At 61.8% G+C, this 20,024-nt stretch carries 18 protein-coding genes, 2 tRNA genes and 1 pseudogene; 12 read left to right on the forward strand and 9 right to left on the reverse strand.

Going from position 1 to position 20,024, the window contains the following annotated elements; genetic code table 11:
- Positions 1–89: 89 nt before the first annotated feature.
- Together LJD17_RS10815 and LJD17_RS10820 are read right to left on the reverse strand one after the other, a co-directional pair.
- Complete coding sequence (locus tag LJD17_RS10815) at positions 90–752, reverse strand: protein-L-isoaspartate O-methyltransferase family protein (protein ID WP_227384164.1); 663 nt, start codon at positions 750–752, stop codon at positions 90–92.
- Positions 753–774: 22 nt separating this feature from the next.
- Positions 775–848 (reverse strand) — tRNA-Cys (locus LJD17_RS10820).
- Positions 849–1,065: 217 nt separating this feature from the next.
- Here LJD17_RS10820 and LJD17_RS10825 point away from each other — a divergent pair.
- The 4 genes from LJD17_RS10825 to sseA all read left to right on the forward strand — a co-directional run bounded on the left by LJD17_RS10825 (position 1,066) and on the right by sseA (position 4,388).
- Positions 1,066–1,140: transfer RNA gene (locus LJD17_RS10825), tRNA-Asn, on the forward strand.
- 101 nt (positions 1,141–1,241) lie between these two features.
- Entirely contained in the window at positions 1,242–2,702 is a 1,461-nt protein-coding gene (locus tag LJD17_RS10830) for a cryptochrome/photolyase family protein (RefSeq protein WP_227384165.1), read from the forward strand.
- A gap of 91 nt (positions 2,703–2,793) precedes the next feature.
- Positions 2,794–3,507, forward strand: coding sequence for an alanyl-tRNA editing protein (locus tag LJD17_RS10835; protein ID WP_227384166.1), 714 nt, complete (start codon positions 2,794–2,796; stop codon positions 3,505–3,507).
- Between the two features lie 26 nt (positions 3,508–3,533).
- On the forward strand, positions 3,534–4,388 hold the full coding sequence (gene sseA / locus LJD17_RS10840) for a 3-mercaptopyruvate sulfurtransferase (protein ID WP_227384167.1): 855 nt from the start codon (positions 3,534–3,536) through the stop codon (positions 4,386–4,388).
- Between the two features lie 84 nt (positions 4,389–4,472).
- On the opposite strand, the pseudogene LJD17_RS10845 reads toward sseA, so the two are convergent.
- From LJD17_RS10845 to LJD17_RS10860, 4 genes and pseudogenes are all read right to left on the reverse strand, one after another.
- Positions 4,473–5,183 (reverse strand): annotated as a pseudogene (locus LJD17_RS10845) (amino acid ABC transporter ATP-binding protein); the annotation flags it as partial.
- 83 nt (positions 5,184–5,266) lie between these two features.
- A complete protein-coding gene (locus LJD17_RS10850) occupies positions 5,267–6,586 on the reverse strand; it encodes an amino acid ABC transporter permease (protein ID WP_227384168.1) in 1,320 nt (439 codons plus the stop codon).
- Between the two features lie 9 nt (positions 6,587–6,595).
- Positions 6,596–7,807: an amino acid ABC transporter permease gene (locus tag LJD17_RS10855; protein WP_227384169.1), complete on the reverse strand. Its 1,212-nt coding sequence runs from the start codon at positions 7,805–7,807 to the stop codon at positions 6,596–6,598.
- A gap of 115 nt (positions 7,808–7,922) precedes the next feature.
- On the reverse strand, positions 7,923–8,945 hold the full coding sequence (locus LJD17_RS10860) for an amino acid ABC transporter substrate-binding protein (protein ID WP_227384170.1): 1,023 nt from the start codon (positions 8,943–8,945) through the stop codon (positions 7,923–7,925).
- A 225-nt stretch (positions 8,946–9,170) separates the two neighbouring features.
- Between LJD17_RS10860 and metC the strand changes: the two genes are divergently transcribed.
- Positions 9,171–10,367, forward strand: a complete 1,197-nt coding sequence (gene metC, locus LJD17_RS10865; RefSeq protein WP_227384171.1) for a cystathionine beta-lyase — start codon at positions 9,171–9,173, stop codon at positions 10,365–10,367.
- Positions 10,368–10,391: 24 nt separating this feature from the next.
- On the opposite strand, the gene LJD17_RS10870 is transcribed toward metC, so the two are convergent.
- From LJD17_RS10870 to LJD17_RS10880, 3 genes are read right to left on the reverse strand one after another with little or no spacing between them, the layout of a single operon-like run.
- On the reverse strand, positions 10,392–10,772 hold the full coding sequence (locus LJD17_RS10870) for a lipid-A-disaccharide synthase N-terminal domain-containing protein (protein WP_227384172.1): 381 nt from the start codon (positions 10,770–10,772) through the stop codon (positions 10,392–10,394).
- Positions 10,772–11,503 carry a glycosyltransferase family 2 protein gene (locus LJD17_RS10875; RefSeq protein WP_227384173.1) on the reverse strand — a complete coding sequence of 244 codons (732 nt, stop codon included), beginning with the start codon at positions 11,501–11,503 and terminating at the stop codon, positions 10,772–10,774. Before LJD17_RS10875 ends, LJD17_RS10870 begins: the two co-directional genes overlap by 1 nt.
- Positions 11,504–11,547: 44 nt before the next feature.
- A complete protein-coding gene (locus tag LJD17_RS10880) occupies positions 11,548–13,257 on the reverse strand; it encodes an ArnT family glycosyltransferase (RefSeq protein ID WP_227384174.1) in 1,710 nt (569 codons plus the stop codon).
- A 215-nt stretch (positions 13,258–13,472) separates the two neighbouring features.
- Here LJD17_RS10880 and LJD17_RS10885 point away from each other — a divergent pair, with 215 nt between their 5' ends.
- The 7 genes from LJD17_RS10885 (at position 13,473) to LJD17_RS10915 (ending at position 19,890) form a co-directional block, all read left to right on the forward strand.
- Entirely contained in the window at positions 13,473–13,871 is a 399-nt protein-coding gene (locus LJD17_RS10885) for a DUF302 domain-containing protein (RefSeq protein ID WP_227384175.1), read from the forward strand.
- A 232-nt stretch (positions 13,872–14,103) separates the two neighbouring features.
- Positions 14,104–15,096 carry a threo-3-hydroxy-L-aspartate ammonia-lyase gene (locus tag LJD17_RS10890; RefSeq protein ID WP_227384176.1) on the forward strand — a complete coding sequence of 331 codons (993 nt, stop codon included), beginning with the start codon at positions 14,104–14,106 and terminating at the stop codon, positions 15,094–15,096.
- Entirely contained in the window at positions 15,093–16,322 is a 1,230-nt protein-coding gene (locus tag LJD17_RS10895; RefSeq protein WP_227384177.1) for a multidrug effflux MFS transporter, read from the forward strand. The genes LJD17_RS10890 and LJD17_RS10895 overlap by 4 nt, the downstream gene beginning before the upstream one ends.
- 4 nt (positions 16,323–16,326) lie before the next feature.
- Positions 16,327–17,076, forward strand: a complete 750-nt coding sequence (locus tag LJD17_RS10900) for a dienelactone hydrolase family protein (RefSeq protein ID WP_227384178.1) — start codon at positions 16,327–16,329, stop codon at positions 17,074–17,076.
- 225 nt (positions 17,077–17,301) lie between these two features.
- On the forward strand, positions 17,302–18,024 hold the full coding sequence (locus LJD17_RS10905) for a type 1 glutamine amidotransferase domain-containing protein (RefSeq protein ID WP_227384179.1): 723 nt from the start codon (positions 17,302–17,304) through the stop codon (positions 18,022–18,024).
- 164 nt (positions 18,025–18,188) lie between these two features.
- Positions 18,189–18,680 (forward strand): YbaK/EbsC family protein, encoded by a 492-nt coding sequence (locus tag LJD17_RS10910; RefSeq protein WP_227384180.1) that lies wholly within the window; start codon positions 18,189–18,191, stop codon positions 18,678–18,680.
- 94 nt (positions 18,681–18,774) lie between these two features.
- Positions 18,775–19,890 (forward strand): NADH:flavin oxidoreductase/NADH oxidase, encoded by a 1,116-nt coding sequence (locus tag LJD17_RS10915; protein ID WP_227384181.1) that lies wholly within the window; start codon positions 18,775–18,777, stop codon positions 19,888–19,890.
- Positions 19,891–20,024 lie beyond the last annotated feature (134 nt).

Here is a 20,024-nt window from a genome sequence, read left to right on the forward strand (position 1 = left end):
ACCGATGGGATGCGCCACGGCAATCATGTGGAGGTGCCTCGACGCGAAAATTGAGCGTGTGGCGCAAAAAGGCGACACTGTTCGCTAGGTCAGAAGACAAATCCAGGCTTGGCAGCAAAAGCAGCCAAGCTGGGGGCAGCCGCATCGAAGAGGCTGCGCTCACTGAAAGCATTGCCCGACCGCACATAGATCATCGCCCGCGCCGAACGGCCCCGCCCCTTCACGCAGACGAGACGACCAAGATCAGCAAGTTGCTGGAGAAGAGTATCCGGCCGCTCATCGACTGCGCCATTGATCAGAATGGCGTTGTAGCCACCCTCTTCCGGGCTACCTTTCTCGAGAGGACCAGCCTTGACGGTCACGGAGCCGAAGCCTGCACCTTCGAGACTCTGCCGTGCGGCAGCCGCCAGCACCTCGTCCGATTCAAGGGCCGTGACCTTGGCGCCGAGCTCGCACAGAACGGCGGAGGCGTAACCCCGGCCGCAGGCGACATCGAGAACCTTGACCCCCGGCTCGATCTCCAGCGCCTGAATCAGACGAGCGAGAACCATGGGGGTCATCATGAAACGCTTTTCGCCGCCTTCGCCGACCGGAATATCCTGGTCGATATAGGCGAGCTCCTCGCGACCGGACGGAACGAAGCGCTCCCGCGGGACGATGCCCATGGCATCCAGAAGCGGGATGTCGTTCACGTCGAAAGTGCGCAACTGGCTATCAACCATTGTCCGGCGCGCTTGCGAGAAATCGACCATGGAGATTGCCTCAGAAATGAGATGGAGGCCTCGCCCGGAATCGAACCGGGGTGCAAGGATTTGCAGTCCTCTGCGTAACCACTCCGCCACGAGGCCATCCGGGGCGTGCCGCGAACGCGACGGGGGCTCCATAGCAGAGCGCAGGCCCAAAGAGCAACAGTCCGTTTTATGTCACGAGACAGACGCAAGGGGCTTGCAACCCGCTGAACCCGTGGTATATGCCACCCCACCTCAGGCCGACGCGGCGTCTGGTTCTCCAGTGCCCCGGGGCCACCGAAGGGATGACCGATCCTTTCGGGAAGAGATGGCTTATTCCGGCGTGGCGCAGCGGTAGCGCAGCGGACTGTTAATCCGTTGGTCGTAGGTTCGAATCCTACCGCCGGAGCCAATTTCCCCAGAAAACTGTTTCACAACGCTCAAGATAACGATCCACTGCGGCTACGCTTGGGCGCGGCGCGCTCGCGCGGTTATTTTCATGGGGAAAGCGTGATGGGGAAAAGCCTGCCCGGCCCTGCTCTCGTGTGGTTTCGCGACGATTATCGCCTCTCCGACAACCCCGCCCTGACCGCTGCAATTGCAACCGGCGCGCCGATTCTGTGCTTTTTCATCCTCGACGAATCGTCGCAGGGCATCCGTCCGATGGGAGGGGCCGCCCGGTGGTGGCTGCACGGATCCCTGGACGCCCTGGATCGCTCCCTCAGGGCCCTCGGAGCCGAGTTGATTCTGTTCAGAGGACCGGCCGAGGAGATTGTCGATCGAATCGCGGCCACGGCAGCTCCGTCGGGCGTGTTCTGGAATCGGCGGTATCTGGCGGCCGAAGTCGCCGTCGATGCCGCGATCAAGAAAGCGCTTCTGGAGAAAAATATCGATGTTCGGAGCTTCAATGGCCGCCTGCTTCACGAACCTTGGGAGATCAAGAATCAGGCGGGCAGACCTTTTCAGGTTTTCACCCCCTACCTCAGGGCGGTTTCCGCTCAGCCCGTTCCGGCGCCCCTGCCTGCGCCCAAGAGCATGACACCCGGGCACTGGCCCGAAGCCCTCACGAGATTCGCCGTGGCGCTGGAAGACCTATCCCTGGAGCCGAAACGACCGAATTGGGCCGACGGGTTCGGGAAACACTGGAGCCGAGGCGAGGCCGCCGCGCGCCGCAATCTCGGCGATTTTCTGGAAACGAACCTGACTGGATACGGAGCAAGGCGGGATATCCCTGCCCTCGACGGCACCTCGCGCCTATCTCCTCACTTGCGTTTTGGCGAGCTCAGTCCGCGGCAGGTCTGGCACGCGGCGACGGCGCGGAAGGACGCGAGGGAAGCCGATACGGCCAAGTTTCTCAGTGAAGTGATCTGGCGGGATTTCTGCCATCAGCAGATTTTCGATAACCCGGATCTCGCCGATGAACCATTCAGCCCGCGCTTCAAACACTTCCGCTGGACTCACGACAGGTCACTCCTGGACGCTTGGCGAAAGGGGCTGACGGGCTACCCGATCGTTGACGCGGGCATGCGCCAACTCTGGCGAACCGGTTGGATGCACAACCGCGTCCGCATGATTGTCGGATCATTCCTGGTCAAGCACTTGCTGACGGATTGGCGAGAGGGCGAATCCTGGTTTCGCGACACCCTTGTGGACGCGGATCCGGCGAATAACGCGTTCAACTGGCAATGGGTCGCCGGGTCCGGGCCCGATTCGGCGCCCTTTCACCGTATTTTCAATCCGATTACCCAGGGTGAAAAGTTCGATCCCGAAGGCGCCTATGTCCGAAGGCACCTGCCGGAACTCGCGGATCTGCCAGCCTCCTTCATCCACAAGCCGTGGGAGGCCCCGCGCGACGTTCTTCGAAGCGCGGGCATCGAACTCGGCAAGTCCTACCCTTTGCCGATCATCGAGCACGGCCAGGGGCGGGAACGGGCTCTCCAGGCCTATCGCGAGTTGTGCGGAAAAGCTGAGTGAACGGCGCCATTCGGCTTGACCCGACAGGGGCCTTCGGCCCAGCATCTCGGCCCCGCCGACGGCAGTCGATATGCACTTTCAAGGACGCCCCATGACAAAGCCCCTTTTTCGGGATGATGCCTACGCCCAATCCTGCCAAGCCACGGTGACTGACGTAACCCCGGACGGCGGGGTGATCCTCGACCAGACCGTTTGCTATGCTCAGGGCGGCGGGCAGCCCGGAGACGTGGGCGTCATCCGGCATGGAGGGCGGGAGCTGCCCATCAGCAACACGATCTATAGCCCGGATCGCACACGGATTGTTCATCTCATGGGCGAAGGCGCCGCGGGCGCCTTTACGGTCGGTGACAAGGTCGATGTCGTTCTCGACTGGCCGCGCCGCCTGAAACGCATGCGCGTTCACACGGCTCTTCATTTGCTGAGCGTTGTTCTTCCCTATCCGGTGACGGGCGGCGCGATCGGAGACGGAGACGGCCGGCTCGACTTCGACATTCCCGATTCCGGCCTCGACAAGGCAGACCTCACCGAGAAAATTAACGAGCTGATCAAGCGAGACGCACCGGTGACGGAGCGCTGGATCACCGACGAGGAGCTGGATGCGAATCCTGGGCTCGTCAAAACCATGTCCGTGAAACCGCCGCGCGGATCGGGGCGTGTTCGTCTTGTCGAGATCGCGGGGATCGACCTTCAGCCTTGCGGCGGCACGCATGTGCGCCGCACCGGCGAAATCGGGACTGTTGCGATCACTGATATCGAGAAGAAGGGCAAGCAGAACCGGCGGGTGCGCCTGTCACTGATCGATTGAGTTTAGCCGCTTACGGGAACAGTCCTATGTCCGAACCTTTTGTGTCGACCGCCTGGTTGGAAGAGCACTTGAGTGATCCAGATCTCGTGGTCGTGGATGGTTCCTGGTACCTGCCGACTTTGAACCGAGATCCCCAGGCCGAGTATCTGGCTGGGCACATTCCTGGCGCGGTGCGCTTTGATATCGACAAGGTCAAGGATCAGGCATCGTCCCTGCCGCACATGCTTCCGTCGCCCGAGGATTTCGCCGCGGCGGTTGGCGTGCTCGGCATCGGGAACACGACCCAGGTCGTCATCTACGATGGGGCGGGACTACGCTCGGCCCCCCGCGTCAGATGGACATTCAGGGTCTTCGGCGTCCGCAATGTCGCGATTTTGGAAGGAGGGTTCCCCGCTTGGAAGGCTGAAGGAAGACCGATCGAAACAGGCGAGGAACGCCCGCGAAAGCCCCAAGTCTTCACTCCCCATTTCGTTAAATCCGCAGTTGCGGACAGCGGTCGGATTCTCGAACTTCTCAAATCCGGAGAAGCTCAAATCGTCGATGCGCGTCCGGCCGACCGCTTTCGGGGCGAAGGTACAGAACCTCGCCTCGGACTTCGCAAAGGACATATGCCTGGAAGCCTGAATGTCCCCTTCGAGGAAGTGCTCGATGGCGGCCGGTTGAAAGACGCAGCCTCTCTCCGGCAGGCATTCCAGCATGCCGGCGTGGACCTCGATCGCCCGATCGTTACGAGTTGCGGCTCCGGAGTCACGGCAGCCATCCTGGCGCTTGCCCTGGAAACCCTTGGGCGCCCTGCGCAATCCCTCTATGACGGCTCGTGGTCGGAGTGGGGCGCGCGCGAGGATTTGCCCATCGAGACGGGACCTGGAAGGAAAGCGTGATACAGCCCACATTCGGGTCGAACCGCCAAAACAAAACGCCCCGGTTGCTTCCGGGGCGTTTTGTTTTGGGTAATGCCGTTCGGATCAATGGAGGATCTGAGCGAGGAACTGCCGCGTGCGCTCGTGCTGCGGATTTTTGAAGAACTCGTCCGGAGTGTTCATCTCCACGATCTGTCCGTAATCCATGAAGATCACCCGATCGGCCACCTGACGGGCAAACCCCATCTCGTGCGTGACGCACAGCATGGTCATGCCCTCCTCGGCCAGCCCCACCATGGTGTCGAGCACTTCCTTCACCATCTCGGGATCGAGCGCCGAGGTCGGTTCGTCGAACAGCATGATCTTGGGGTTCATGCACAAGGAGCGGGCAATGGCGACACGCTGCTGCTGACCGCCGGAAAGCTGTCCCGGATACTTGTTCGCCTGCTCGGGGATCTTGACCCGGGTCAGGTACCTCATGGCGATCTCTTCCGCGTCCTTCTTGGGCATTTTCTTGACCCAGATCGGCGCAAGTGTGCAGTTCTCAAGAATCGTGAGGTGCGGGAACAGGTTGAAATGCTGGAACACCATGCCGACATCCCGGCGCACCTCGTCGATCCGTTTGAGGTCGTTGGTCAACTCGGTTCCGTTGACCACGATACGGCCTTTCTGGTGTTCTTCCAGCCGGTTGATGCAGCGGATCATCGTCGATTTGCCGGACCCTGATGGACCGCAGATCACGATACGCTCGCCACGGCGAACATTCAGGTTGATGTCCCGGAGAACGTGGAATTCTCCATACCATTTGTGTACGCCGATCATCTCGACGGCGGCCTCGGCCCTTGGATCGATGGCCGTGGAACGGGTTTGTTGGGCTGTCATTGTGCTTGCCATGGATATCACCGTGTCTGGCCTGCTGCGAGGCGCCGCTCCACGCCGATCGAATAGCGCGACATACCCCAGCAGAAAATGAAGTAGAAGAGCGCGGCGAACGCATAGCCCGTGTAGCTGATGGTCGGCGCCGCCCAGTTGGGATCGATGCGGGAAGACTCGATGGCCCGGATAAGGTCGAAGATGCCGACCACCGACACCAGCGAGGTGTCCTTGAACAGGCCGATGAAGGTGTTCACGATCCCGGGAATGACGATGCGCAGGGCCTGCGGCAGGATGATGAAGACCATCATCTGCGGATAGTTGAGTCCGAGGGACATCGCGCCTTCGTACTGCCCCTTCGGCATGGCCTGCAGACCGCCGCGCACGACCTCGGCCATGTAGGCCGATGCGAAGATCGCGGTTCCCACGAGAGGCCGCACGAGCCGGTCGACGCCGGTATCGGGCGGCAGGAACAGCGGAAGCATCGTATTCGCCATGATCAGGACGGTAATCAGCGGCACCCCGCGCACGAACTCGATGAAGATCACCGAAGCGAGGCGCAGGATGGGCAGCTTGGATCGGCGCCCGAGCGCTAGAAGAATGCCGAACGGCAGCGAGAATACGATGCCGACGGTCGCCACCAGGAGCGTGACCAGGATGCCGCCCCACAGGGAGGTTGGGACAGGTAGCAGCCCGAAGTCCCAGTCGATGAACGCGAGCGTGACCCCGACGGCGGCCACGATCGCGGCTGCGGCGATGAGCGCTGTCCTGATCGAGGTGCCGAGCAGAGAGGCGGCTCCGGCCAGGAGACCGATGAGCACCAGGCCCACAACCGCGAACTTGATCCAGAACCCGAGGCCGAAATCCGCATTCCCACCGGTCAGCAGGATATAGGATGCGATCGGAAAGACCCAGAAGAAGTACACGGCGCCGAGGTCACGGCGTGGCGCCCGCAGCCACAGGAGCCAGCCGACCCCGATGGCGAGGAGCAGGAAGAAGATGTTGACGCGCCAGCGCTCCGGAGCTGGGTAGGAGCCGTAGGTGAAGAAGTTGATTTTCTCGACCACGAAGGCCCAGCATGCCCCGACCGGATGGCCGACCATATCCTCGCGGCAGGCAGCCCGATCGGTCCCCGTCCAGACCGCGTCCAGGAACAGGAAGCGGACGACGGGCGGAATGATCACATAGAGGAGATAGAGAACGGCCAGCGTGAGCAGGGCGTTGAGCGGGCTCGAGAACAGGTTCTCCCGCATCCAGGCCAGCGGCCCCCGCGACAGAGTCGGGGGCGGCGAGGCTTCGATCTTGTCGGACCGGACGTAGTGGCGCATGTCGACGGCGGTGGTCATGGGAAGCTCCTACCGTTCAACGATCGCCACACGGCGATTGTAGATGTTCATGACGAACGAGGTCACGAGACTGATGGTCAAGTACACTCCCATTGTGATCACCACCACTTCGATGGCTTGGCCCGTCTGGTTGAGGACCGTACCCATGAAGACCTGCACGAGATCCGGATAGCCGATCGCGACCGCGAGGGACGAGTTCTTCGTGAGGTTCAGATACTGGCTCGTGAGCGGCGGGACGATCACCCGCATGGCCTGCGGCACGACCACCAGCCGGAGCGTCTGGCCGGGCTTCAGTCCGAGGGAACCGGCCGCCTCTGATTGGCCTTTCGAGACCGCCAGGATACCAGCGCGCACGACCTCTGCGATGAAGGCCGCCGTATAGGTGGTGAGGCCCACGAGCAGCGCTACGAACTCCGGTAGGATCTGCATGCCGCCTTGAAGGTTGAAGGTTCCCTTCCGCGGCAGGTCGAAGCTGATCGGATTGGTGGCCGTCAAGGCAAGCACGATCCAGGTGAGAATCGGCAGGCCGAGCACGAGACCAGCCGTAACGAGACCCACGCGGTACTGGCGCCCTGTCGCCGCCTGCTGCTTCCTGGCCCAGCGGCGAAACACGAATGCGACTGCGAGGCCGATCGCCAGGGCAACCAGGATCGCCGACACGTCGGAGGCGAAGATTGGCCGCGGCATGAAGAGACCGCGCGCGTTAAGGAAGAATCCGCCTCCCATTTCCAGGGAATTGCGGGGCTGCGGCAGCGGTCCGAGCACTGCGATGTACCAGAACAGCAATTGAAGCAGCAGAGGGATATTGCGTAGAGTCTCCACGTAGACCATGGCGACCTTCGCAACCATCCAGTTGGTCGACAGCCGCGCGATGCCGACAGTGAAGCCCAGTATGGTGGCGAAAACGATGCCGATCGCCGAGACCACGAGCGTGTTCAGCAGGCCGACGATGAAGGCGTCACCGTAACTGGACCCGGCAGCGCTGAACGGGATCAGCGACTGGCTGATGTCGAATCCGGCCGTGTTTTCGAGGAATCCGAACCCGGAGGCGATCTTCGCCCGCTGCAGGTTTTCGTAGGCGTTCGTCCCCGCCTTGTAGAACAGGTAAGCGACGATGACGACGAGAAGAATCTGATAGAATGCGGCGCGCACTCTCGGGTCGTACAGAAACGACTTTTTTGGCGACTCCGCCTGACTGACTACGCTGTTCACCGAACCCATCCTTTTAGGCTTGTTGTTCTTGGGTCGTCTCCGTCCCTATCCGACCGCGCCGCCTCTGAACGGTCACGGTCGATAGCGGCGCCCGGATTGCTCCGGGCGCCCTGCCCCACGCCCTTTAGCGGATCGGGAGGCCGTATTGCAGACCGCCTTTGGTCCAAAGCGCGTTCTGGCCGCGCTTGATCTTCAGCTTGGAGCCTTCGCCGACATTGCGCTCGAAGCTCTCGCCGTAGTTGCCGATGTGCTTGATGATGCGCACGGCCCAGTCGTTCGTCAGGCCGATGGCCTCGCCGAACTTGCCTTCGGTGCCGAGCAGGCGCTTGATCTCCGGATTGTCGGAGCTCTTCATCTGATCGACATTGGCCTTGGTGACCCCGAGCTCTTCGGCGTCGAGCATGGCGTTGAAGGTCCAGCGGACGATATCGGCCCACTGGTTGTCGCCATGGCGCACTGCCGGTCCGAGAGGCTCCTTCGAGATGATCTCGGGGAGAACGATATGATCGTCCGGGTTCGAGGCGCGCAGGCGCTCGGCGTAGAGGCCTGAAGCGTCTGTCGTGAACGCGTCGCAGCGGCCGGCATCATAGGCCTTGAACGTCTCGTCCGAGGTCGCGAAAGCGACGACTTCGTACTTCATGTTGTTGGCGCGGAAGTAGTCCGCGAGGTTCAGCTCGGTCGTCGTGCCCTGCTGGGTGCAGATCGAGGCGCCGTTCAGCTCCTTCGCGGAGGACACGCCAAGCTTCTTGCGGACCATGAAGCCTTGGCCGTCGTAGTAGTTGACGGCGGGGAAGTCGAGGCCGAGTTGGGTGTCACGTGACATCGTCACGGTGGAATTACGCGAAAGAACGTCCACCTCACCCGACTGGAGCGCCGTGAAGCGATCCTTGGCGGCAAGCGGAATGAAACGAACCTTTGTCGGATCGTCGAAGATCGCGGCCGCGATGGCGCGGCAGAACTCGACGTCGAGACCAGTCCAGTTGCCTTGGGCATCCGGCAGACCGAAGCCCGCAAGGCCCGTATTCGAGCCACAGGTCAGGTATCCCTTCTGCTTGACGCTCCCGAGGGTCGCCTGGGCCGAAGCGCCCGTCGTGATCAGGCCGGCCGTCAAGAGGCCGAAGGCAATCGAGGCGATAGCCTTTTTCATGTCGATATAGTCTCCCAAATTACACTTGGCTCGGCGAAATGTTCGCAGCCCAGCCGAGTTCCCTGACGCACCGGTACGCCCTGTTGTCGAGCGATACGGTATCCCAACTATCACATTCCATGATTGATCACTGGTCAAGTCTTGATGGTTGCCACTTTCGGCCGGGGTTGACGTGGATACCGGCCGGGCCTCACATCGAAGCCCCCTCATCAACTGCCTGAAATCATGACAAAGCCCCCTCCGAAAACAGCCGATCTGGGTGAACGCACCCGCCTCGTCCATGCCGGTCGCGACCCGTCCGAGCAGCACGGTTTCGTCAATACTCCCATCTACCGCGGCTCGACCGTCCTCTATCCCACGACCGATGATCTCCTGCATAGGCGCGGCCGTTATTCCTACGGAACGAAGGGGACACCGACGACGGATTCCCTGGAGAAGGCCTGGACGGAGATGTCCGGAGCTGCCGGAACGGTACTCGCGCCATCCGGATTGGCCGCCGTCACTCTCGCGCTCATGTCCTGCCTGAAGTCAGGCGATCATCTGCTGATGACGGATTCGGTTTATCGGCCCACCCGGATCTTCTGCGACGGAACGCTGAAGAAATTTGGTGTGGAAACTACCTATTATGATCCGCTCGTCGGATCCGGCATCGAATCGCTCATGCGGCCGAACACGGCCGCTGTCTTTACGGAAGCGCCTGGCTCGCAATCTTTTGAGATGCAGGACATCCCGGCCATCGCCGAGGTGGCGCACCGCCGTGGCGCGGTCGTCATCATGGACAACACCTGGGCGACCCCCCTCTTCTTCCCCCCCCATGACCGGGGCGTCGACATCGCGATCGAGGCCGGCACCAAGTACCTGAGCGGCGGCTCGGACCTTCTCCTCGGCCTCGTTTCAGCCAATGAGCAACATTTCAAGGCCTTGCGCGATACCTACGATGCCTTTGCCATGTGCCCCGGCCCGGAAGATGTCTTTCTTGGTTTGCGCGGGCTCCGCACCATGGCGCTACGCCTGCGCGAGCATGAGAAGCAGGCCCTGGATATGGCCCACTGGCTCGCGGCAAGACCAGAGGTGGCGCAGGTCCTTCATCCGGCCCTTGAGACATTTCCCGGCCACGCGATCTGGAAACGCGACTTCAAAGGATCCTCGGGCCTGTTCTCGGTCATTCTGAAGCCATCGTCCGACCGCGCTCTGGCGGCCATGCTGGACGGCCTCACCCTCTTCGGAATGGGCTATTCCTGGGGTGGTTTCGAGAGTCTCGTGATTCCATTTGATTGTGCGACCTACCGCACCGCAACCCAATGGACACCCGGAGGCCACGCATTGCGCTTCCACATCGGTCTGGAAGACCTCGACGATCTCAAGCGCGATCTCGAAGCCGGCTTCGCACGCCTGCGGGAAACGGACGCGAAGGCCGCTTGACCGGATATGCGGCTGCGGGAAGGGTTACCCCGCAGCCGTTTCAGCCTCTGTTTCCGCCTCCGCCGCAGCCTTCGCGCGAGCTTGGGCCTTGGTCTTGGCTTCCTTGGAGATCAGCATCAGGTTTCGGACATAGATGAAGATCGAGAACAGTTGGCCGAGGATGATCACAAGGTCGCGTCGGGCGAAGCCATAGATCAACGTCATCAGCCCTCCGGAAATGGAGAGAAACCAGAATCCGACCGGAATGACGCTGCGTTCGGCCTTTTCGCTCGCGATCCACTGCACAAGAAAACGCGCACCGAAGACGAACTGAGCAAGCACCCCGAAAGCGGCCCAAAGATCGAACCGCGCGATAACGACATCATAAAGATAAAGGCCGATATCGTGTGACAAGCGAATGAGCATCAGATGATCTCCCGGGCAGCCGGAACACGACGGCGCCGGCGGATCAGCCACCAGACGCCGGCAAGGTCGAGAATGCCGACCCAGAGCCGGTCAAACATTCCATATTTGGATTGGCCCGCGTGACGATGGCGATCCACCACGTCCACATGGGCAATGGCGTGCCCCTCGCGCTTGACCAGGGCAGGCATGAACCGGTGAAGAGCATCAAAATACGGCAGGCGCAGATAGACATCCCGACGAAATGCCTTGAGGCCGCATCCCGTATCCCGCGTTCCATCCTTCAAAACGAGGCCACGAACATTGTTGGCGATCCGCGACTGCCAGCGCTTATAAGCACCCTTGCGACCGACCCGCTGGCCCGCGGCAAGAGCGATTTTCGGATCGTCCAGGGCCGCTACGAGTTGAGGGATGAAGGCGGGATCGTTCTGCCCGTCACCATCGAGAGTCACGATAATTGCTCCATGCGCCGCCTGAACTCCTGTCCGGACGGCGGCACTCTGTCCGCAACTCACCTCGTGTTTCACAAGACGCAGCCAAGGGCGGGCCGAACGGGCCTTGAGAACAGTTTGTGCCGTGTCGTCCGTCGAGCCATCGTCGACGTAGATGACCTCGAAAGGCCCGAGAGGCGTGCATGCGGCCTCGATTTCATTCACGAGAGTGAGAACATTTGGAGCTTCGTTCTTGACGGGCACGACAACACTGATGCGGGGCGCTGAAGCAATTTCACTCATGGTTCAAGGCCCCTCAGGCCACCTCTGGTCATAGGGCCCCATCCTTACGGACTGACCGCGTAGGCTCCGATATCGAGCCTCCGCCCACTGTTGATGTTGAAGCCGGCAATACGGGTCGAAAGCGCCGGCTGCAGGCCGAGGCGCTCGTTTTCCGCCCGGAACGCTGCATCGAAGCGCTTTTCCACGAAAACCATCCGGCACCCGCCCTGCTTGAGGAAGGCGGAAGCCTCCTCCCCGGTTTCCAGCATCTCGAGATTTGTGCCGACAAGGAATACCAGACTCGGCTCCCGGTAGCCCAGCGTGGCAACGGCAGGGTCGCTGCAATTCGCATTCCGCGCGGCCTCGGCCAGACGGGGTGACAGTTTCAAGGAGCGCAGGTCAAGCTGCGCGAATCCGAACACGCCGACGGACAGGCAGGCCGCGGATACGAATCCGACCCAAAGGCTCTTGAGGACTTCATTCCTGATAAAGAGAAACCATGCATAGAGGGCGATCAGGGATGACGCGATCAACGCCGGAAGCGCCCGATACGGCAACGTATGGTCGAAGCTCCAGTTGATGAGGGAAAGCCCGACCGTAAGCCCAAGAGGTATAAGAGGGATGAGGATTGTGGCGAACTTGGCCGCCGGGCGATGCGGGCCCACGAAATGGCGCAGGATCGCGATAACGGTGATGATCGCGACCGCAGGATAAAGAGGCATCACGTAATGGGGCAGCTTGGTTGGAACTGCCTCGAAGATCAGCCAAGACGGCACGAGCCATGCGAGGCAGAAGGCCGTCGCATCCTCACGGCGATGGGTCCAGGCAAAAGGAACGGCGATGGCCGCGAAGATCGCGCCCGGCCAGAACGTCGCGAAAAACGCCAGAAGGTAGAACCCCGGTGGCGCCCAGTGATAGCGCTGGGCCGTCCCGACCTTGCCGAGCATGTCGTGACCGACGGCTTCCGAATAGAACGCGCCGCCGGACTTGAGGGCAATCGCCACGAACCATGGGAGCACGACCAGCAGCGTAAAGGCTGCCCCGAGCCCCGGACGCAGGGTCAGGAGCCAGCGGAAGGAGCGTTCCCGATAGGAGAGAATGGCAGCCGTCAGCCCCGCGAACATCAGGATCAGAGGGCCTTTGATCAGGATTCCTGCCGCAAATCCGGCCCAGAAGATCATCAGGGCCCGTTTCGGGAGGACGCCCGCCCCTCGTCCGAAATAGGCTCGGGCCAGCCCTCCCATAACGGCCACCGAGCAGGCCGTAAGGGCCGCATCGGTCTTGGCAAGGCGCGCCTCGACCATCAGGATGATGGAGGTTGCCATGAGGGCGGCGACGAGGAATGCCCCTCGCCTTCCCAGAAAGGCAAGGGCAGCCCAATAGGTGAGAAGGACCGTCGCAAGGGCGCCGACAAGGGACGGGATGCGGTAAAGAGCGATCGTGGTCCGAGCTTCGGATACGCCGAGCGTTTTGCCGAGGGCGACGCTGGCGCTCTGAAGCCAGTAGATACCGACCGGTTTCTTATGCCGAGCTTCGTCCTGGAAGCGAATGTCCACGAATTCGTGGGTTTCCAGCATCTGCTTGGAAGCCTGCGCGTAACGCGGCTCATCCCGGTCCATGGGGTGGAGCGAGACGAATCCCGGCAAAAAGCAGACGAGGGACAGCAGGACGAGGACGAGGCAAAGCCGGAAATGGCTTCGCTCGACGGCGTTTGCGACCTGCGCCAACGAAAGATGGCGCAGGGAAAGACGCTGCTGAGGGACCATACCGTCCATTCAAAGCTCCGGCGAAACCGCCTTGTGGATCGAGAGACCTCGCAAGGGAACAGGCCCCTTCGAAACGCGCTCATGTCTCTCAAAGCTGAAGGGAAGTCAAATGGACGGAAGGTAGCGGTTCCGAAGTCTCCGGGCCGGGTCGTCTATGGTTACGGCGATATTTCGTGCTAAACGCCGCCACCTTATCCCATTATGAGCGTCTTTGGAGGGCCGGCATGGCTGAAAGCGGGCTAATCTCGATTCCGAGTCCGGTCTCCGTCCGCGAAACCGTGGACCGGGTTGTCGCCCTCCTTGAAACGAAGGGGCTGACGATCTTTGCCCGCATCGATCACGGAGCCAATGCCGACCGGGCGGGAATAGACCTTCGCCCGACCGAACTTCTGATCTTCGGCACCCCTCAGGCCGAAACACCTCTCATGCAGGCGCGTCAGACCGTCGGGCTCGATCTACCGTTGAAAGCGCTGGCTTGGGAAGACGAACACGGCAAGGTCTGGCTGACCTACAACGACCCAGCTTGGCTGGCACAGCGCCATGACCTGGGGGAGGCGAACACGGCGGCCATCTCGGCGATCACAGCCGGAATGAACCAGATCGCCAACGCACTCAAAGGTTGATGCCAGCCTTTAAAAGCGCCGCCCGCCCCTCCGGCATGGAGCGACCGCACCCCTTTCAGACGTCGGCCATGCGCCGCGCCGCGTCACCCATGTCCCCGGCGCAGAGATAAATGATCGCCTCCAAACTGGCACCTGGGCCGTTTTGATGTAGGAAAGGACATACCCGCGAGTAAGGGACTGACCCGGACGCGCCAGCGGAACCGAAGTCCCTCTCTCTTGACCGAGGAACGAGATGAGCACTTCCCTTCGCACGGACTACCCACTCCCGACGGCACCAACCTATGAGGATGTCGTTGCGGCAGCCCAACGCATCGAGGGATTCGCCCATCGCACGCCCGTCCTCACGTCGCGGACGGCGGACGCCCGAGCGGGGGCAACGCTCTTTTTCAAAGCGGAAAACCTGCAGCGGGCGGGGGCCTTCAAGTTCCGCGGGGCCTATAATGCCATTGCACGGCTGCCGGAGGACGCGCGGAAGCGTGGCGTCGTGGCGTTCTCTTCCGGGAACCACGCACAGGCCATCGCCTATGCGGGCCAGCTTCAGAACGTGCCGCGCGTCATCATCATGCCGCACGACGCCCCGGCCATGAAGATAGCCGCCACGAAAGCCTATGGGGGCGAGGTCGTTCTCTTCGACCGCTACAAGGAAGACCGGGAGGAGATCGGGCGGCGCCTGTCGGCGGACCGGGGCCTCACCCTTATCCCCCCTTATGACCACGAGGACGTTATCGCGGGACAGGGCACCGCGGCCAAGGAGCTGATCGAGGAAGTGGGCCCACTGGACATTCTTCTCGTCTGTCTCGGTGGGGGCGGCCTTCTAGCCGGATCCGCGCTCGCCGCAAAAGCGCTTTCCCCGCAATGCTGCGTCTTCGGGGTCGAGCCCGAGGCCGGCAACGACGGCCAGCAGTCGTTTCGGTCAGGGTCCGTCGTCAGGATCCCGGTTCCGACCACCATCGCGGACGGCGCGCAGACGACCTATCTCGGGTCGAGAACCTTTCCGATCATCCAGGCTCTGGTGGACGACATTCTGACGGTTTCGGATGCCATGCTGATCGACGCCATGCGCTTTTTCGTCGAGCGCATGAAGATCGTCGTCGAGCCCACCGGTTGTCTGGCGGCAGCGGCGGCCCTCAATGGACTTCTTCCGGCCCAGGGGAAGCGGATCGGGGTCATCCTCAGCGGTGGAAACGTCGATCCGCGGGCACTTGCGGGTTTCCTGACGGCGTGACCGGTCCTTCGGCTCTGCGTCCGGCACTTTGGCTGCTGGTGCTGATTACCTTTAGCGGCACCCTGGCCATGCACATGTTCGTGCCGGCCCTGCCCAATGCGGCCCGGGATCTCGGCGCGAGCGTGACGGCGACGCAGATGACGATCAGTCTCTATATCGTCGGACTGGCGGTGGGGCAGCTGGTCTATGGCCCGCTCTCCGATTGCTTCGGCCGCCGGCCGATCCTTCTCGGCGGCCTTGTGCTCTATACGGCAGGCGGCCTGGCCGCCCTTGTCGCGCCCGAGGTTCACATTCTGATCGGCGCCCGGCTGATCCAGGCTCTCGGAGGGTGCTCCGGCCTTGTCCTCGGAAGGGCGATGGTCCGGGACACTGCGGGGTCGGAGGATGCAGCGCGACGGCTCGCCTTCATGAACCTGATGGTGACGGTCGGCCCCGGTCTTGCTCCGCTGGTTGGCGGAGCACTTGCTGCAACCCTGGGCTGGCGGTCGATCTTCATTGTTCTGAGTGCCTTGGGAGTGGCCAATCTCATCCTCACATGGCGCCTGCTTCCCGAAACCGGGCGTCCAAGCAGGACAATCAGCGTTCTCTCCCTGGGATCCGACTATAAGCACCTCCTATGCTCGCCGGCATTTCTCGGCTTCTCGATCGGGGGCGGTTGCGCCACCACGTCGATGTACGCATTCATCGCGGCTGCTCCCTTCATCTTCGTCGATCAGCTGCATCAGCCGCCACAGGAGGTGGGACTCTATCTCGGCGTTCTGGTGGTCGGCGTTTCCGCCGGCAGCGCCCTTGCGGGCCGCCTGATCGGCCGCATTGCCATCGAGCGGCTGATGATCGGCGCTAACATGGTCAGTGTCGCCGGTGCGGTCATTTTCCTGATTACGGTGCTGACGGGCCGCATGACGGTTCCGACCACCATCGGCCTCATGATCCTCTTCACCCTGGGAGCCGGCATGGCGAGCCCGGCTGCGCTGACCAAAGCCATCAGTGTCAATCCAAAGGTCATCGGATCCGCCGCAGGACTATACGGCTTTACGCAGATGGTGGTTGGAGCGGTTTGCACCTCCCTGTCGGGCCTCGGCGGGAATCCTGCCATGGCCGCGGGAGGCGTGCTGGCGGCGGCGGGACTGGTGGGCCAGGTCGCCTTCTGGATTGCGCTGCGGAACGAGGCGCGATTTCGCCCCCTGCCGGAGATCGAGCCGCCGGCATCATGCGGAAAGGGATGACGCGATGAAGAGAGTTATCGACATCAAAACGGATGACGGGATCGCTCCGGCGGCCATTTTTCATTCCGATGACGAACGGCGGCCGTCCACCCTGCCCGACCGGCCCGGCATCGTCCTTTACATGGATGCCTTCGGGCCTCGCCCGGCTCTCGATGCCATAGCGCAGCGCCTCGCCAACCATGGGTATGCGGTTCTCCTCCCGGATCTTTTTTACCGCTACGGCGCCTACGGACCGTTCGATGCGAAGAGAGCGTTCACGGAGGAACAGACCCGCCCCGTGCTGATGGGCATGATCCGCGGCACGAGTCAGGAGGCAACGCGCCGTGATACGGCTGCCTTTCTGAGGGTCCTCGAACAGGAAGGCGTGAAAGGGCCCGTGGGCACGGTCGGCTATTGCATGGGCGGATCGAGAGCTCTCAACGCGGCCGCGGCCTATCCTGAGCGTATCGTAGCGGCCGCCAGTTTCCACGGAGGCCATCTCGCCGGCGAGACTCCGGACAGCCCTCACCGCCACGCGGCCACCATACGGGCGAAGGTCTATGTCGGGAGCGCGGGAGTCGACAAGAGCTTTCCTCCGGAGCAATCGGCTCGGCTGGCGCAGGCCCTGAGAGAAGCAGAAGTCGATCATGTGATCGAAAACTATGTCGGAATGGACCACGGATGGGCCGTTTCAGACCACAATGAATATAATCCGGAAGGGGCGGAGCGACATTGGAAGCGGCTCCTGACGTTCTTTGAAGAGGCCCTGGGATAGTTCTGTCTCTGTTCGAGCATCTCCGTCACGAGCAGTGTGCCGATGCGCCGGTTGCTCACGGCTCCCTAAGCGAGATAGTTGAGGCTTATGTCTTGCCGAGCGCTTTCGGTGGCACAAATAAGCATGACCGCAAGGGTGCGTGGCTGACCTTCCCTTTGCCGAAGCTCATGGGACACGCCAGCTTGACTGCACCAACAGACCGAAGCTGCAGGTCGGAGAAGGTCGATGCCGCATCAGAGAGTCTTGGTTGTTGCCACATCGCATGACCGTCTGGGGAGCACGGATCATCGAACAGGCGTATGGCTCGAGGAACTCGCGACCCCCTACTATGCCCTCCTTGATGGCGGCGCCGAGGTCACACTGGCATCGATCAAGGGCGGCGAAATTCCTTTCGACCCCCGGAGCCTGCCATCCGAGGGCGGGGAAGGAACTGCGGATCAGCAGGATATTCCCGCCTCGGTCGAGCGGTTCCTTGCGGACGAAGAAGCTGTACGAGGGGCTCAACATTCTCCGTCGATCGTCGACATCGATCATACGGTCTTTGATGCGATCTTTCTGCCGGGCGGACACGGTCCGATGTGGGACGCCGCCGACGATCCGGTCCTTGCCCGGATCCTCGGCGCGATGTTCGACGCCGGCAGGATCGTGGGTGCCGTCTGCCATGGGCCGGCCGGTCTCGTGTCGGCGAAGCGTGAGGACGGCAAGCCTCTCGTCGAAGGACGAAAGGTCTCGTGTTTCACCAATACCGAAGAGGAAAATGTCGGACTTACCAAGGTCGTCCCGTTTCTCCTCGAGGATCGGCTGAAGCAGCTTGGCGGGCAATTTCAGCGGGGACCCGATTTCGAGGCTTTCGCCATCAGGGACGGCAACCTGATCACCGGCCAGAACCCCCAGTCCTCGGAGCTGGTCGCGCGCTACGTGCTGGAGGCGTTGGAGCCTGTCAGCTGAACCAGCCTCTTCTGGCTTCCCACCCGCCGCCCCGTGCTTCGATGCATATTGCCAACCGGTGACGACAGACCGAAGGGATGACTTCCCTCGGGACGTTCAGGTTGCTTATGTTCGAGCGGCTGTTGATTGCCCCGCCATCCGTCCGACAAGAGGAGGCTCGAAGCATGAGTCTTGAATCCGTCCGTGCCTTTTTCGCCCAGAACGCTCCAGAGATCCGTATCATCGAGAAGGCTACGAGTACGGCAACTGTCGCTCAGGCGGCAGAGGCCCATGGGGTGGAACCCGGCCGGATCGCCAAGACCCTGTCTCTTCGTGTTGGTGAGCGTAGCTTCCTGCTGGTCACACGAGGTGATGTTCGGCTCGATAATCGCAAGGTGAAGACCGTGTTTGGCGGCAAAGCCTCCATGTTGGACGCGGAACAGGTCCAGGCGCTGACGGGCCATCCTGTCGGAGGAGTGTGCCCATTCGGCCTCGCAACGCCACTCCCGATCTTCTGCGACATCTCCCTTAAGGCCTTCGATGAAGTGGTGCCGGCCGCGGGCGCCACTTACACGGCGGTTCGGATCGATCCTCAGAAGATGGCGGACCTCGTCAACGCTGACTGGGTCGATGTCTGCCAGGAGCCTCAACATCATACGGAACGCGCGGCCGAATAAAGGCGCCGAACTTGGACCCCATGAAACAAGGAAGCGTTGACGAACGGCCGCATGTTGCAGAGCGGCACCGGCTATCTCTTACGGCGAGGACAATATGAGCCGCCTTTTCGAGCCTCTTTCCATCGGGCAACTCCGTTTGGACAATCGGATCATCATCGCACCGATGTGCCAATACTCTGCGGAGAATGGCGATGCCTCGGACTGGCACATGATCCATCTTGGCCAGCTGGCCTTATCGGGAGCGGGCCTGCTGATCCTCGAAGCAACCGCCGTCTCTCCGGAAGGGCGCATCTCGCCCCAGGATCTCGGTCTTTACTCCGATGAGAACGAAGCAGCCCTGGCACGGGTTCTCAAAGCCGTACGGACCTACTCGGCCATGCCGATCGCAGTGCAGCTGGGCCATGCCGGGCGCAAGGCGTCGAGCCGCCGCCCCTGGGAAGGTGGCACGCAAATCGCGCCGAACGAGCCGATGGGATGGAAGACCATCGCGCCTTCCTCCGCTCCTCATGCTCCGGGTGAAGACGTACCGGCAGCGCTGGATCGCAGCGGACTTGCCCGGGTCCGGGATGATTTCGTAACGGCCGCAAGACGTGCGGCCCGCCTTGGCATCGACGGGATCGAGATCCATGGCGCTCACGGATATCTCCTCCATCAGTTTCTGTCCCCAATTGCCAACAAGCGCGACGATGAATACGGCGGAAGCCTCGAAAATCGCATGCGCTTCCCTCTGGAAGTGTTCGATGCGGTTCGAGACGCCTTCCCGTCGGAGCGCCCCGTATGGATGCGCATATCCGCGACCGATTGGGTGCCAGGGGGTTGGGACATCGAAGGAACCGTTACGCTCTCCAGGGTGCTCAAAGCGCGTGGCTGCGCCGCCATTCACGTGACAACGGGCGGCGTTTCGCCTGAACAAGCCATAAAGCTAGGGCCCGGATACCAAGTGCCCTATGCGCAGAGGGTCAAAGCCGATGTCGGACTGACGACAATCGCAGTCGGATTGATCACGGATCCTCAACAGGCCGAGTCCATCATCGCCAACCATGAAGCCGATGCAGTGTCTCTCGCCCGTGCCATGCTCTACGATCCTCGCTGGCCTTGGCACGCCGCCGCGGCTCTCGGCGCACAGGTTCACGCCCCTCCTCAATACTGGCGCTCTCAACCGCGAGAACACAAGGATCTCTTTAAGGCCACGGAATTTGGCCAGCGCTAACACTCTTCCAAGCAATGCGGATCACTATGCCGGGAGCCATTGAAGGATATTTGCTTTAGGCTTGGCAGCAACCATGCAACCTGCCCCTGACCCGAGATGTCCGACTACTCGGGACAGAAAACACGCCGGTGTTT

Origin of the sequence: Microvirga rosea, assembly GCF_020595095.1 — a bacterium.
Lineage (GTDB): Bacteria > Pseudomonadota > Alphaproteobacteria > Rhizobiales > Beijerinckiaceae > Microvirga > Microvirga rosea.